The 12,873-nt window shown below is 62.1% G+C and carries 13 protein-coding genes; 11 read left to right on the forward strand and 2 right to left on the reverse strand.

Going from position 1 to position 12,873, the window contains the following annotated elements; genetic code table 11:
- Positions 1–75: 75 nt before the first annotated feature.
- On the reverse strand, positions 76–1,479 hold the full coding sequence (locus VJ604_RS09220) for a cbb3-type cytochrome c oxidase subunit I (protein ID WP_324081823.1): 1,404 nt from the start codon (positions 1,477–1,479) through the stop codon (positions 76–78).
- Between the two features lie 282 nt (positions 1,480–1,761).
- Here VJ604_RS09220 and VJ604_RS09225 point away from each other — a divergent pair, with 282 nt between their 5' ends.
- Both VJ604_RS09225 and VJ604_RS09230 read left to right on the forward strand, forming a co-directional pair.
- Entirely contained in the window at positions 1,762–2,286 is a 525-nt protein-coding gene (locus tag VJ604_RS09225) for a DinB family protein (RefSeq protein WP_324081825.1), read from the forward strand.
- Positions 2,287–2,349: 63 nt separating this feature from the next.
- Positions 2,350–3,027 (forward strand): hypothetical protein, encoded by a 678-nt coding sequence (locus VJ604_RS09230; protein WP_324081827.1) that lies wholly within the window; start codon positions 2,350–2,352, stop codon positions 3,025–3,027.
- Positions 3,028–3,102: 75 nt separating this feature from the next.
- Here VJ604_RS09230 and VJ604_RS09235 read toward each other — a convergent pair whose 3' ends face one another.
- A complete protein-coding gene (locus VJ604_RS09235) occupies positions 3,103–3,264 on the reverse strand; it encodes a hypothetical protein (protein ID WP_324081829.1) in 162 nt (53 codons plus the stop codon).
- Positions 3,265–3,521: 257 nt separating this feature from the next.
- On the opposite strand from VJ604_RS09235, the gene hcp reads away from it, so the two are divergent.
- The 9 genes from hcp to VJ604_RS09280 form a co-directional block, all read left to right on the forward strand.
- Complete coding sequence (hcp, locus tag VJ604_RS09240) at positions 3,522–5,171, forward strand: hydroxylamine reductase (protein ID WP_324081830.1); 1,650 nt, start codon at positions 3,522–3,524, stop codon at positions 5,169–5,171.
- A 538-nt stretch (positions 5,172–5,709) separates the two neighbouring features.
- Positions 5,710–5,817, forward strand: a complete 108-nt coding sequence (gene mftA / locus VJ604_RS09245) for a variant-type mycofactocin precursor (RefSeq protein WP_324081832.1) — start codon at positions 5,710–5,712, stop codon at positions 5,815–5,817.
- A 1-nt stretch (position 5,818) separates the two neighbouring features.
- Positions 5,819–6,067: a mycofactocin biosynthesis chaperone MftB gene (mftB, locus tag VJ604_RS09250; RefSeq protein WP_324081834.1), complete on the forward strand. Its 249-nt coding sequence runs from the start codon at positions 5,819–5,821 to the stop codon at positions 6,065–6,067.
- Positions 6,057–7,094: a mycofactocin radical SAM maturase gene (gene mftC / locus VJ604_RS09255; RefSeq protein ID WP_324081836.1), complete on the forward strand. Its 1,038-nt coding sequence runs from the start codon at positions 6,057–6,059 to the stop codon at positions 7,092–7,094. Before mftB ends, mftC begins: the two co-directional genes overlap by 11 nt.
- 210 nt (positions 7,095–7,304) lie before the next feature.
- The gene (locus tag VJ604_RS09260) at positions 7,305–9,266 is read left to right on the forward strand and encodes a mycofactocin system FadH/OYE family oxidoreductase 2 (RefSeq protein WP_324081838.1); all 1,962 of its coding nucleotides are present in this window, start codon (positions 7,305–7,307) and stop codon (positions 9,264–9,266) included.
- A complete protein-coding gene (locus VJ604_RS09265; RefSeq protein WP_324081840.1) occupies positions 9,266–10,270 on the forward strand; it encodes an electron transfer flavoprotein subunit alpha/FixB family protein in 1,005 nt (334 codons plus the stop codon). Before VJ604_RS09260 ends, VJ604_RS09265 begins: the two co-directional genes overlap by 1 nt.
- Positions 10,267–11,565 (forward strand): FAD-dependent oxidoreductase, encoded by a 1,299-nt coding sequence (locus VJ604_RS09270; protein WP_324081842.1) that lies wholly within the window; start codon positions 10,267–10,269, stop codon positions 11,563–11,565. Before VJ604_RS09265 ends, VJ604_RS09270 begins: the two co-directional genes overlap by 4 nt.
- Complete coding sequence (locus tag VJ604_RS09275; protein ID WP_324081844.1) at positions 11,562–11,840, forward strand: ferredoxin family protein; 279 nt, start codon at positions 11,562–11,564, stop codon at positions 11,838–11,840. Before VJ604_RS09270 ends, VJ604_RS09275 begins: the two co-directional genes overlap by 4 nt.
- A 164-nt stretch (positions 11,841–12,004) precedes the next feature.
- A partial coding sequence (locus tag VJ604_RS09280; RefSeq protein WP_324081846.1) for an electron transfer flavoprotein subunit beta/FixA family protein occupies positions 12,005–12,873 on the forward strand: 869 nt, incomplete at its 3' end.

The raw sequence follows: 12,873 nt of genomic DNA on the forward strand, positions 1-12,873 counted from the left end.
GTGCCGACCAGGATGGTGACGGTGGCAAGCAGCAGCAGGATAACCGGATTTTTCTCGAACATGGACTCTCCTTTCTCACGCGGGCTGCGCAGCGGTGCCGGCCTTGGCGCGCGAAATGGTCTTGAAGATGTTGTACAGGAAGACGAGCAGGCTGACGAGGTAGACGACGCCGCCGAAGGCCCTGATGTGCCAGTAGGGGTAGAGTTCCACCATGGTCTCCATGAAGCTGTAGTGCAGGCTGCCGTCGGGGTTGGTGGCGCTCAGCATCGCTCCCTGCTGCACTCCGGCCACCCACATGCTGAAGGAGAAGATCAGCTGCCCGAGCACCGCCAGCCAGAAGTGGAGGTCGGCCAGTTTCTCGCTGTAGATCTCGGTATGGTAGAGCTTGGGCACGCTGTAGTAGATGGCGGCGAATAGCACCAGCGATACCCAGCCGAGGGTCCCCATGTGCACGTGCCCCGGAACCCAGTCGGTGTAATGGATGAAGGCGGAGAAGGTCCTGATCGCCTGCGCCGGCCCCTGCAGGGTCTGCATGCCGTAGAAGGTGATCCCGAAGATCAGGAACTTGGCGAGGTAGTTGTCCCGCATCTGGTGCCACTGGTCCTTCATGGAGAAGTAGCCGTTGAAGACCGCCGCCCAGGAAGGGGCGATCAGCATAACCGAGAAGCCCATGGCGAGCGTCTGCACCCAGTCCGGTACCGGCGTCCAGAGCAGGTGATGCGCCCCGGTCCAAAGGTACATGAAGATCAAGCTCCAGAAGGCGATCATCCCCATCCGGTGGCTGTAGATGGGGACCCCGGTGGTCTTGGGGAGGAAGTAGTAGAAGATGGCCAGGGGGGGCGTGGTAAGCACCATGGCGACCGCGTTGTGGCCGTACCACCACTGGACGTTGGCGTCGTTGGCGCCTGCATAGGCCGAGTATGATTTGGTGAGGGAAACCGGGATGCCGGCGTTATTGACCAGGTAGAGGATGGCCACCCCCACCAGCGTGGCGAGGACATACCAGAGCGTGATGTACATCTGCTCCTCTTTGCGCTTCACCACGGTCATGATCAGGTTGACGGCGAAGATGACCCAGACCACCGCGACCAGGATCGCCACTGGCCATTCCAGCTCCGCATACTCCTTGCTGCGGTTCATGCCAAGCAGCAGGGTGACGGCGGCCAGCGCGATGGCGAGGTTGAAGAGCCAGAGCTGCACGCGGGCAAGTCCCGAGCTCCAGAGCCTGGTCTTGGTGAGCCGTTCGGTCATGTAGATGAAGAAGGCCATGAAGCTGCCGATCCCCCACCCGAAGATGCCCGCATTGGTGTGGATCGGTCGCAGACGGCCGTAACTTAGGTAGGGAGGGATGTTCAGCTGGGGAAAGGCGAGCTGGAACGAGATCAGCACGCCAAGCAGGATGGCGACCGTACCCCAGATCATGCTCCAGATGATGAACCCCTTGACGACGTCGTTCGCGTATCCTTCCTGCTGATTCATACCGGTCCTCCGTTGAGCTAACACACTGAGTGAGCGAAAAAATATACTTAATCAGATGTAATGGTACTGTGCCCCGACAGACTCAGCATGAACTGCTTTACTGATACTCTGTCACCAGATCCTGGAGCTCCCCTACTGGAATCACTGAAGAAATTTCAAAAACAACAGAGTGTAGTTTATGATGTATTTGCTAATTATCAAGTGATTGCCATAAGAAACGTTAAATGGGGGGGCGAGGGCACTATGACAAATTGCGCGACGGCGGGAACAGTACGTGACGCGGTGAGAGAGACATTCACCCGCCTGGACGGCAGATTCGATCTCCCCGACAGGGTGCTGGAGCGACGGCCGGACTACCAGGGGGCCTGGAGCATCGGCGAGCACCTTGAGCATCTCTCCCTGGCCGGTCACTTCCTGCTGCTGACCATCGAGAAGGGGTGCCGCACCGCGCTCAGACGTGCCGGCGCCAGGGAGGTGGAGATCCCTGCCGGCGAGAGCGACCTCGAACTGCTGGTGCCGGTCGCGGTCCCGGGGGCATTCGCGTGGCCGCCCCCCGCCCACATGATACCCACCGGGAAGGTCTCACTGGCCGAGGTGCGCAAGGAACTGCAGGCCCAGAAAGAGCGGTGCCTGGCACTCTTGACGGCCATGCCGCGAGGGGAGGGGAAGCTCTGCTCCATCCGCATGTCGGTCAACCAGCTGGGCTGGCTGGACATGTACCAGTGGATCTACTTCCTGGTCCAACACGCGCGCTATCACCTGCTGCTCATCGACCGCATCGTCACAGAGCCTTCTTCGTCCCATTGACGTCGAAATCTTCCCCGTTACAGTTACACGGATAGGCGAGAGTTCACTTCCAGGAGGGACGCCATGGGCCTGAAGGAGATCATCTTCTGCTTTCTTGGAGGGAGCGCCGTACTCTTCAGCATCATTGCCATCGGTTACTGGGTGGTCAACAGCTTCATGAAGCAGCAGGCGGACAAATGCCTGCAGGAGTTTCGTGAACGGCTGGCCGTGGAGGCCGAAACGGTGCTCAAGAGATTTAGAGAGGGAATGGCCGAGCAGATCGTCGACCAGGAGAACAAGTCCGATTGCATGGCGAAGCTGTATGCGACGCTGATCGATCTGCTGCGGGTAGGGAAGGAGTTCAGCGCCAGTTTAAGCAAAGGTGAGATGCAGCAGGCAGAGAGGATGCTGGTAGGTATCCGCAATACCTGTGACTCTTTCGTTGAGACCTATCAGAAGCAGCGGCTCCATCTGTCAGAGGAGATCTGTGGTGTGATCGACGGTTTCGTGGAGGAGCAAAAAGGGGTGGTGCTGCACCTGGAGAGTAACTGGCGGTCGGCCCGCACATCACAGGATGGCAAGGGACTCGATGCCGTGATCAGGCAGAGCTGGCTCAGTTTCGAAGACCGGATCGGGGTGCTGATGGAGTCGATGAGGAGTGAATTCCGTAAGCGACAGCCCTCCTCCGCCAACGCCATCATGAAATGGCTGTCCCAAACCCCCGCCGCCAAGGATGTGCCGCCGGGGGCGACACCGGGGTAGGGCGCTGCGGCGCCTGCACCCTTCCGGGCACCAGGCGCGGGTGCCCTTACCGCTCCTGCCGAAGTAACCTTCCCCTTACAACTCCTCCGGCTTGCACAGGTTCTCTTCCTTCTTGGCAACCCTGGCGCACTTGCGACAGACAAAGCGCGGTTCGGACACGATCTTCTTCAGTTCCTTGATGCGATCCTTTATGTCGTCTTTGTCCCATTTGCACAGAGGCTTGTTTTCCTTGCCCATCGCGGCGCTCCTTGCTGCTCTGCTGATGTTAGAGAAGTTACAGATGTGACTATAGCACCTTCCGCTATCTCTTATCTATATTCTATCAACAGTTGTTACTTGCCGATAAAGCCGCTGCTGACAGACTTCTTGAGGTGCTTGGACCAAAAAGACAGTTTTTGTCGTTAGTGATTGCAAATCCAAAAATCGCAGCTATAGTAGAGCAGCCTTTTTACCAATCCACGGACAACGATGTCAAAAAAAAGGGAGGAATCTTTATGGGTATGTTCTGTCGTCAATGTGAGCAGGCGGCCAAGAATACTGGCTGTGAGGTGGTGGGTGTCTGCGGCAAGAACCCTGAGGTGGCGGCACTGCAGGATCTGATGCTTTACGGCCTGAAGGGCCTTGCCATTTATGCCGACAAGGCGCGGGCGTTGGGCGCGAAGGATGACGTGATCGACAAGTTTGTGATCGAGGGGCTTTTCACCACGGTCACCAACGTGGATTTCGATCCGGTGCAGATCGCGGGCAAGCTCAGGAAGTGCTTCGACGAGAAGGAAAAGGCTAAGGTGCTCTACGAGACCGCCTACCGCGAGAAGCATGGCGGCACCGCTCCCGCCATTGCCGACGGCCCGGCAGCCTGGATCATCGCCGACAGCCTGGAGGGGCTGGTCGCGCAGGGGCAGGCCCACGGCGTCAAGACGCAGCACAGCGACCCCGACGTCCTGTGCGCCATCGAACTGGTGAACTACGGCCTGAAAGGGATGGCCGCCTACGCCAACCACGCCTACCACCTCGGCAAGAAGGACGACGAGGTCTTCGCCTTCTACCACAAGGCGCTGGCCGCCACTGCCGACCCCAGCCTGGGGCTCAACGACTTCGTGGGCCTCGCCATGGAATGCGGCAAGATGAACATCCAGGTGATGGGCCTGCTCTACCAGGGGCACGAAGACCACTACGGTGCGCCGGTCCCGACCAAGGTGCAGCTGGGGACTCGCAAGAACAAAGGGATCCTGGTCTCCGGCCATGACCTGCGCATGATCGAGGAGCTTCTCAAGCAGACGGAAGGAAAAGGGATCGATGTCTACACCCACGGCGAGATGCTGCCGGCCCACGGCTATCCGGGCCTGAAGAAGTACTCGCACCTCTACGCCAACTTCGGTGGCGCCTGGCAGGACCAGTACAAAGAGTTCCAGAACTTCCCTGGCGCCATCATCTTCAACACCAACTGCATCCAGCGCCCTGCCGATCAGTACAACGACCGGCTCTTCACCTGGGGCGAGGTGGGTTGGCCCGGCATCAAGCACCTGACCGGCTGGCACTTCGACGACGTCATCAACAAGGCGCTGGAAAGCCCGGACATGCCTGACGCTCCCGGCAAGGAGATCCTGGTCGGCTTCAGCCACAACGCGGTACTGGGCGTGGCGGACAAGGTGATCGAGGCTGTCAAGACCGGCGCGGTAAAGCACTTCTTCCTGATCGGCGGCTGCGACGGCGCCAAGCCGGGAAGGAACTACTACACCGAGTTTGCCGAAAAGGTGCCCAAGGACTGCGTGATCCTGACCCTGGCCTGCGGCAAATACCGCTTCAACAAGGAGGAGTTCGGCGACATCGGCGGCATTCCGCGCCTTTTGGACGTCGGGCAGTGCAACGACGCCTACTCGGCCGTGCAGATCGCGCTGGCGCTTGCCAACGCCTTCAACTGCGGCGTCAACGATCTGCCGCTCTCCTTCATCCTCTCCTGGTACGAGCAGAAGGCGCACGTCATCCTGCTCTCACTGCTGTACCTGGGGATCAAGAACATCAAGCTCGGCCCCTCGCTGCCGGCCTACATCACCCCGAACGTGCTCAAGTTCCTGGTGGATAACTTCAACATCGCCCCGATCGGCGACGTGGCGGGCGACCTCAAGGCGAGCCTCGGGCAGTAAGGAAGACAGGTAGCACGAAGACAAGGGGCGCCGGCGCTAAAGCCGGCGCCTTTTTTTATTATCTTCAGATCAGAGATGACCTGCGGCCCTCAGGTCCCCCCCTTGATAAAGGGGGGACAGGGGGGATTGTTTCTCGTTGTCACCAGCATTGCCATCACCGGCGGCAACTCCCCCTCCCTGACCCTCCCACCTTCGGAAGCGGTGACTGCTGGAACCGGAAAATTTGCACTTTTTCCGCCTTCGTTTATCCTCTACAAGGCAAAACGCCAAACGACAGTTTATTTATGTGTAGACAAAATCCACGTTGTGGAGAAACGCGCCAATAAATGTCGTAGACGAAACTGTCTGACCTCTCCGCTTTGTCCATTTCCTCCACACTTTTCCACTTCACGTCAACCGCTGCTCTCTGCCGGCACCCCGTAATTAGGCCATAGACCATCGTTTTAAAAATTGGCACCGGCCTTGCTATAGAGAGATCATCAACGCCAAGGCGAATTCCAGCCGCGGCAAAACCAGCACCAAAAAAGGAGAAGAGAAGATGGAAACTACCAACATCGCAGTGGAAGTGGCAACTGAAGAACCGTGCATCCTCGAAGAGATCAACGTTGAGGAACTGGCCATAGACGGCATCTGCGGAGTGTACTGAGATGGCGGCGGCAGGTATAGCGCTCCATCCGGCCTGCCGCGTTCGGCGTGAAGGGTTCGGCCTCCTGTTTTACGATTCACGGGGGCCGCGCCTACTCTTCGCCGAGACCGGGGGGCTTGTCCCGGAAGATTACTTCGAGACGGTGCGGGGAAGGGACGAGCTGCCCGCCGGGGTCTCGGAAAGAAGCAAACCTGCGTTGCAGAAGCTGATCGTGAAACTTCTAGAAAAAGGATTCCTCCGTGAGCAATAAATACGTAGAGATGGGGATGCGCTCCCCGGTAAACCTGACCTGGGAAGTTTCTCTGGCCTGCAATCTCCGCTGCACCACCTGCCTTTCTTCCTCCGGAGAGCCGGCCCACGGGGAACTCAACACCGCCGAGGCGCTCAACCTGGTGGAACAGGTCCATAAGGCAAAGGTATTCCAGATCAATTTCGGCGGCGGCGAGCCGTTCATGCGCCCCGACTTCGAGCAGATCCTCGACGCCTGCCACGAGCGCGGCATCATGACCTGCATCTCTACCAACGGCACCCTGATCGACGCGGCAAGGGTGCAGCGTCTCTCCAAGACCCGCCTGGTGGCGATCCAGGTGAGCATGGACGGCGCCACCGAAGAGACCTGCGACGCCATCCGCGGCAAGGGGGTCTACCGGCGGGCCATCGAGGCTCTCAAGCTTCTGGCCGCCAGCAAGATCCCCACCAGCATCAACACCGTGCTCACCAAGCAGAACGCGGACGAGATCCCGGCCATGCACACCATGGCGCACGAACTGGGCGTCTCGCTCAGGGTAAGCCGCTTCCGCCCCTCCGGCCGCGGCGCCGACAACTGGGAAGACCTCCGCCCGACCCCCGCGCAGCTGATCGCCTTTTCCGACTGGCTCGCCAACAGCGGCGACGTGAGGACCGGCGACAGCTTCTTCTCGCTCACCTCGCAGGAGCGCCAGGGACTGGGGCTCAACCTGTGCGGCGCGGCCAAGCTCACCTGCTGCGTCGGCCCCACCGGCAACATGTACCCCTGCGCCTTTCTGCAGACCGAACGCTTCAAGGCGGGCTCCTTGAGGGAGCAGACCTTCCAGCAGATCTGGGACAGCTCCGAGATCTACGACTCATTCAGGAGCCTGAGGATCCACTCCTGTGAGGAGTGCCAGCGCTTCGACCAGTGCCACGGCGGCTGCCCGGCGGTGGCCTGGCACCTGAAGAACGATTTGAACGGTGGAGACCCCGAGTGCCTCGAGCGCTGCGTGACCTCCATCGCGGACGCCAACAAGGCTGCGGCCTGAACCCCATCCTCACCCTGACCCTCCCCCCGCCTTCGTCCAGGACTACGGCGGGCAAGCTTTGAAGGGGAGGGGACGTGGGGGGGGGCTTCGATGACGGTGGGCGGTGCCCACCCTGTGCAATGCCTCCACATCCCTCACGGGAACCGGGGGAGATGGTTTAACGCGAAAAGCCACGCGCAAACGCGAATTTTTGTCGAGGAGCCTACTACCATGATGTTTCCGAACCTGTTTTCACCCCTTAAGATCGGCACCACGGAGGTGAAAAACCGCATCTCGTTCCAGCCTCACCTCACCAACCTGGCAATCGGCAACCTCCCGTCGGAGCGCCAGATGTACTACTGGGGTGAGCGGGCCAAGGGGGGCGCCGGCCTCATCATCACCGAAGAGCTGACGGTTCACCCGACCGACATGGCGTACGAGAAGCTGATCGACGTCTACCATTCCGAGGTCATCCCCGGTTTCAAGAAGATCACCGACTACGTGCACCAGTACGACGCCAAGATCTTCGCCCAGCTGAACCACAACGGCCAGCAGGGTGACGGTTCGCTCTCCCGGCTGCCGGTGTGGGCTCCCTCGCCGGTACCCGACGTCCTCTTCCGGGAGACCCCCAAGGAGATGGAGCCGGAGGACATCGAAGAGGTGGCCCGCTACTACGCACTGAGCGCCATCCACTCCCGCGAGGGGGGCTTCGACGGCCTGGAGATGCAGTTCGGCCACTCGAGCCTCGCCCGCCAGTTCCTCTCCCCTCTGACCAACTTCAGGACCGACGAGTACGGCGGGAGCCTGGAGAACCGGATGCGCGCGCCGCTGAAATTCATCAGCGCGGTCAGGAAGGCGGTGGGCAACGACTTCACCCTCGGCATCAGGATGTGCGCCGACGAGATGATCCCCGGCGGCCTCGACCTCGCCCAGGTGCAGGAGATCTGCGCCCTCTTCGAGGCGAGCGGCCTGATCGACTTCATGGACCTCTCCATCGCCACCTTCTACAATCTCTACCTGGTGGAAGGCTCCATGCACACCCCGCTCGGCTACACCATCCCGCTGGCCGCCGGCATCCGCGAGAAGATCAAGCTTCCGGTCTTCTGCACCGGCAGGATCAACGACCCGGTCATGGCCGAGAAGGTGCTGGCCAGCGGCCAGGCGGACATGATCGGCATGTGCCGCGGCCTGATCTGCGACCCCTACCTCCCCAAGAAGGCCTTCGAGGGGAGGATGGACGACATCCGCTACTGCATCGCCTGCAACCAGGGGTGCATCGGCCGCATCGGCATGAACAAGACCATCGGCTGCGTGCAGAACCCGGCGGTCGGGCGGGAGAAGGCCTGGGGCGAAGGGACCCTGGAGAAGGCCGCCGTCCGGAAGAAGGTGATGGTGGTGGGCGGTGGACCGGCCGGCATGTGGGCCTCCAAGATGGCCGGCCGCCGTGGCCACGACGTCACCCTGGTCGACAAGAACGAGAACCTCGGCGGTCAGGTGCTGATCGGCATGAAAGGGGTAGGGCGCGACGAGTTCGGCGTGATCGCCAGGAACGAGAAGAGCCAAGTGGACAAGGCGGGCGTCAAGGTGAAACTCGGCGTCGAGGTGACCGCCGAGAAGGTGCTCGCCGAGAAGCCGGACGTGGTGGTGATCGCCACCGGCAGCCAGCCCAAGAGCCATCCGGTCGGCGGCGCCGACGGCCCGGCCATCTTCAACGTCTGGCAGGTGCTGAACAACGAGGCGGAGCTGGGAGACAACGTCTGCCTGATCGACTATGACGGCCACCACCGTGCCACCGCGACCGCGGAGCTTTTGGCCAACCAGGGGAAAAAGGTGCACATGATCACCTCCAGCCTCTTCATCGGCGCGGAGCTCGGCCCCACCCAGGACCTCTACCTGACCCGCCAGCGTCTGCTGCAGAAGGGGGTCACCTTCACCCCGGACATCGCGGTGATCGAGGTGGCCGGCGAAAAGGGCGCCAAGACGGTCAAGGGCTTTAACGTCTACTCCAACATCTGGGATGAGTGGGGCCCCTACGACTCCCTGGTGCTCGCCATGGGGCAGAAGGCCGACGACGCCCTCTACCTGGAGCTGAAGGGCAAGGTCCCCGAACTCTACCGGATCGGCGACTCCGTCGCACCCCGCAAGGTCGACATGGCCATCTGGGAAGGGCACCGGGTGGGGAGGGAGATCTGATGGAAGCCAACCGCAAGATCCTCGTCTTCGTCGATCTGCCGGCTGGCGAGCTCGACGAGACCGGCAAGGGGCTCCTCTCCTACGGGGCGCGCCTGGCCAAGATCCTCGGCTTTAGCTGGGGGGCGGTGATTCCCGTTCCCCCGGTCGCCGAGGCGCAGGAAGAGTTCGGCCGCTACGGCACCCCGTCGGTGACGCTGCTGGATGGGGGCGCAGAGCTGCTGGATCTCCCGGCCCATTTGGGTAGCGCGCTGGCCGCCCTGGTTTCCGAAACCGGCGCAACCCTGCTGCTCTTGCCGCACAACGATCTGGGCGCCACCCTGGCTCCGGTCGCCGCCGCCAAGCTGGGCTCCGCGCTGATGACCGAGACCAACAGCGTGAAAAACCTCGGCAGCGCGGTGGAGCTCTCCCGCCAGGTGCTGGGGGTCCGGCTGGCCGAGACCAGGAGCTGGGACGCAGAGCAGCCGCTGGTGATGACTGTTCCGACCCGTCTCTTAAGCCAGGTGCTGCTCCCCAGCGTCAAGCCTGCCGTACCCGAGCTGTTCGTCTATGAGCTGAACAGCGCCCCGGAAGGGGCCACCGCCAAGGTCACCGTGCGCATCCCCCCCGACCCGCAGACCGTGGACCTGGTGGACGCCGAGGTGATCTTCTCGGCCGGCAAGGGGTGCGATCCGGCGACCTTCGGCCAACTGAAGGAGCTCTGCTCGCTTCTGAACGTCTCCTGCGGCGTCACCCGCCCGGTGTACGACCTGGGTTACACCGGGTTCGAGAGGATGGTGGGACAGACCGGCCGCACCGTCACCCCGAGGCTCTACGTGGCGCTGGGGATCTCCGGTTCCATGCACCACGTGGGGGGGATCAAGGACTCCCGCCGCATCGTGTCGGTCAACCTGGACCCCAAGGCCCCCATCTTCCCCAACTCCGATGAAGGTTTCGTGGCTGACGTGAAAGAGATCCTGCCGCGGCTTATCGACCGGGCCAAAACCGCCGTGGGAGGTGCAGCATGACCAGACAGTATGATGCCATCGTGGTGGGAGCAGGCCCCGCCGGCTCCTCCGCAGCGCTCACCATGGCGCGGGCGGGGTTGAAGGTTGCCCTCATCGAGCGCGGCACCTTCCCCGGCGAGAAGAACATGTTCGGCGGCGTGCTGCACCGGCTCCCCGCCCTGGAAAAGGTCTTCCCGGACTTCTGGGACCGGGCTCCCCTGGAGCGTCACATCGTCAAGAAGGGCGTCACCTTCATGACGGACGAGTCCAGCTTCAGCACCGTGATCGAGGCGGGAAGCTTCGACAAGACCCCCTACAACGGCTACACCATCTTCCGCCCCCGCTTCGACCGCTGGCTGGCGGAGGAGGCTGCCAAGGCGGGTGCCACCCTCATCTGCAGTTCCACCGTGGATGAGGTCATCAAGGAGAACGGCAAGGTAGTCGGCGTATCCATCGTCGGACGCAAGGGAGCCATCAAGGCCCCGGTGGTGGTGGCCGCCGACGGCGTGCTCTCCTTCACCGCGCTGAAGGCCGGCTTACGGAAGCCCACCTTCAACCCCGGGCAGATGGCGGTCGGCGTCAAGGCGCTGCTCGATCTCCCCAGCGACGTGATCAACGACCGCTTCGGGCTGGTGCGCGAGCAGGGCTTTGCCAACGAGTTCGTGGGCTGCACCGAAGGGGTGCGCGGCGGCGCCTTCCTCTATACCAACTACGACTCCCTCTCGGTCGGCCTGGTCTTCCACCTCGCCAGCCTCAAGGCGAGCGGCAAGACCCCCTACGACCTCTTGAACTCCTTCCTGGAGCAGCCGCAGGTCGCCAAGATGGTGCGGGGCGGCAGGCTCCTGGAGTACTCGGCCCACGTGATCCCCGAGGGGGGCTACGACATGATCCCCGAACTGGTGGGCGACGGCATCCTGGTCACCGGCGACGCGGCGGCCCTCTGCAATGCCACCGGCGTCAACCTGGAAGGGATCAACCTCGCCTCCCACTCCGGCGTGGTAGCCGGCCAGGCGGTGATCGAGGCCCACAAGAACGGCGATTTCAGCGGCAAGGGGCTCTCCCTCTACAAGAAAATGCTGGATGAGAGCTACGTGATGAAGGACCTGAAGACCTACCGCCGGGCCCCGCACATGCTGCACAACGACCGGATCTACAAGGAGTACCCGGAGCTTATGTGCTCCATGATGGAGTACCTGTACAAGATCAACGGCACCCCCAAGGAGAACATCTCCAAGCTGTTCCTGAAGGCTGCCCGCGAGAAGGTGGGGCTCAAGAACCTTGCCGCCGACGGCTTCAGCGCATGGAGAGCATTATGAACATAGATGAGATCTTCGACTTCACCAGCTTCAACATCGACCGCGAACCGCACATCGTGCTGGACCCCAATGTCTGCGTCGGCTGCGATAGCCGTGGCTGCACCAACTGCTGCCCCGCCCGCTGCTACACCTACAACGAGGAAGAGCAGAAGATGACCTTCGTGCACGACGGCTGCCTTGAGTGCGGCACCTGCTACGTGGTCTGCGAGCTGAAGGCCTTCACCCGCTGGGGCTACCCCAAGGGGGGCTACGGCGTGGCCTATCGGATGACCTAACCAAACATCAAAAGCCTGGCCGCAGAGGACACAGAGGGTGCTCAGAGGACACAGAGATTTCAAAGTTAACTATAGCTTCTCTCGCTTTCCTCTGAGACCTCTGTGGAACCTCGGTGTCCTCTGTGGTCAGGCTTTTCCAGTAGTTACCATTTGGAGTTGAACCCATGCCAATCGAAAACCTCAACATACTCGTACTTCTCAGGCAGGTAGCCGATCCCCGCCCCCCCGCCAAGCCGATCACCCGCGGCGCGGCCATCAGCGACCGGGGGCTGAGGCGGGTCGCCAACCCGGCTGACCTCTCCGCCCTGGAAGAGGCACTTGCCCTCAAGGATACCTTCGGGGCCGCCGTCACCGTGCTGGCCATCGGGCCGAGCGATCTCGACGATTCTCTGCGGCTCGCCTCCTCGATGGGGGCGGACCGTTTGATCCGCTGCTGGGACCATGGCATGGACGGCGGCGACGCCGTGGCCGAGGGACGCGTGCTGGCACGCATCACCTCCATCCTGAAGCCGACCCTCTTTTTCACCGGCAATCGGCTGACCGACCGCGGCGACGACCCGGCGCCCGCCCTGGCCTCGGCCCTGAACGGCACAGCCTGCATCGGCGCCGCCGTCTCCCTGCTCCCCAACCAGGGTGGGGTGGAGGTGCTCAGAAAGAGCGACCGCGGTGCCAAGCAGACGGTCGAGGCCGCTTTTCCCTGCACCGTGCTATTCGAGGAAGTGCGTAGCCCCAGGTACCCCTCCGTGGAGGCGGTGATCGCCGCCTTGGACACCGAGATCGAGGTCTGGGGGCACGCCTCGCTGGGGCTGCCCTTCTGGGAGATCGGCTCTTCCGGTGCCAGCCTCCCCGCCGCCCGCGTGGGGACGCCGCGCCCCGACCCGGTCCGGGTTGTTACTCCGGACGCAGAGTTGCCGGCATTCGAGCGCATCATCTCGCTGTTGTCCGGCGGCATCAAGGCCCGCGACGGCAAGGTGCAGTCGCTCTCGGCTGACGCCACCGCGGCGGCGCTTTGGGACCTGTTCAGGACGGAAGG

It is taken from the genome of Geomonas sp., from assembly GCF_035254065.1.
Classification (GTDB): domain Bacteria; phylum Desulfobacterota; class Desulfuromonadia; order Geobacterales; family Geobacteraceae; genus Geomonas.

What these genes read in the sequence shown, in the direction of transcription:
- mftB (WP_324081834.1), top strand. Translation starts at nt 5,819, where the DNA reads ATGGCGGCGGCAGGTATAGCGCTCCATCCGGCCTGCCGCGTTCGGCGT.
- VJ604_RS09220 (WP_324081823.1), bottom strand. Translation starts at nt 1,479, where the DNA reads ATGAATCAGCAGGAAGGATACGCGAACGACGTCGTCAAGGGGTTCATC.
- VJ604_RS09270 (WP_324081842.1), top strand. Translation starts at nt 10,267, where the DNA reads ATGACCAGACAGTATGATGCCATCGTGGTGGGAGCAGGCCCCGCCGGC.
- VJ604_RS09260 (WP_324081838.1), top strand. Translation starts at nt 7,305, where the DNA reads ATGATGTTTCCGAACCTGTTTTCACCCCTTAAGATCGGCACCACGGAG.
- VJ604_RS09235 (WP_324081829.1), bottom strand. Translation starts at nt 3,264, where the DNA reads ATGGGCAAGGAAAACAAGCCTCTGTGCAAATGGGACAAAGACGACATA.
- VJ604_RS09275 (WP_324081844.1), top strand. Translation starts at nt 11,562, where the DNA reads ATGAACATAGATGAGATCTTCGACTTCACCAGCTTCAACATCGACCGC.
- VJ604_RS09230 (WP_324081827.1), top strand. Translation starts at nt 2,350, where the DNA reads ATGGGCCTGAAGGAGATCATCTTCTGCTTTCTTGGAGGGAGCGCCGTA.
- mftA (WP_324081832.1), top strand. Translation starts at nt 5,710, where the DNA reads ATGGAAACTACCAACATCGCAGTGGAAGTGGCAACTGAAGAACCGTGC.
- hcp (WP_324081830.1), top strand. Translation starts at nt 3,522, where the DNA reads ATGGGTATGTTCTGTCGTCAATGTGAGCAGGCGGCCAAGAATACTGGC.
- VJ604_RS09265 (WP_324081840.1), top strand. Translation starts at nt 9,266, where the DNA reads ATGGAAGCCAACCGCAAGATCCTCGTCTTCGTCGATCTGCCGGCTGGC.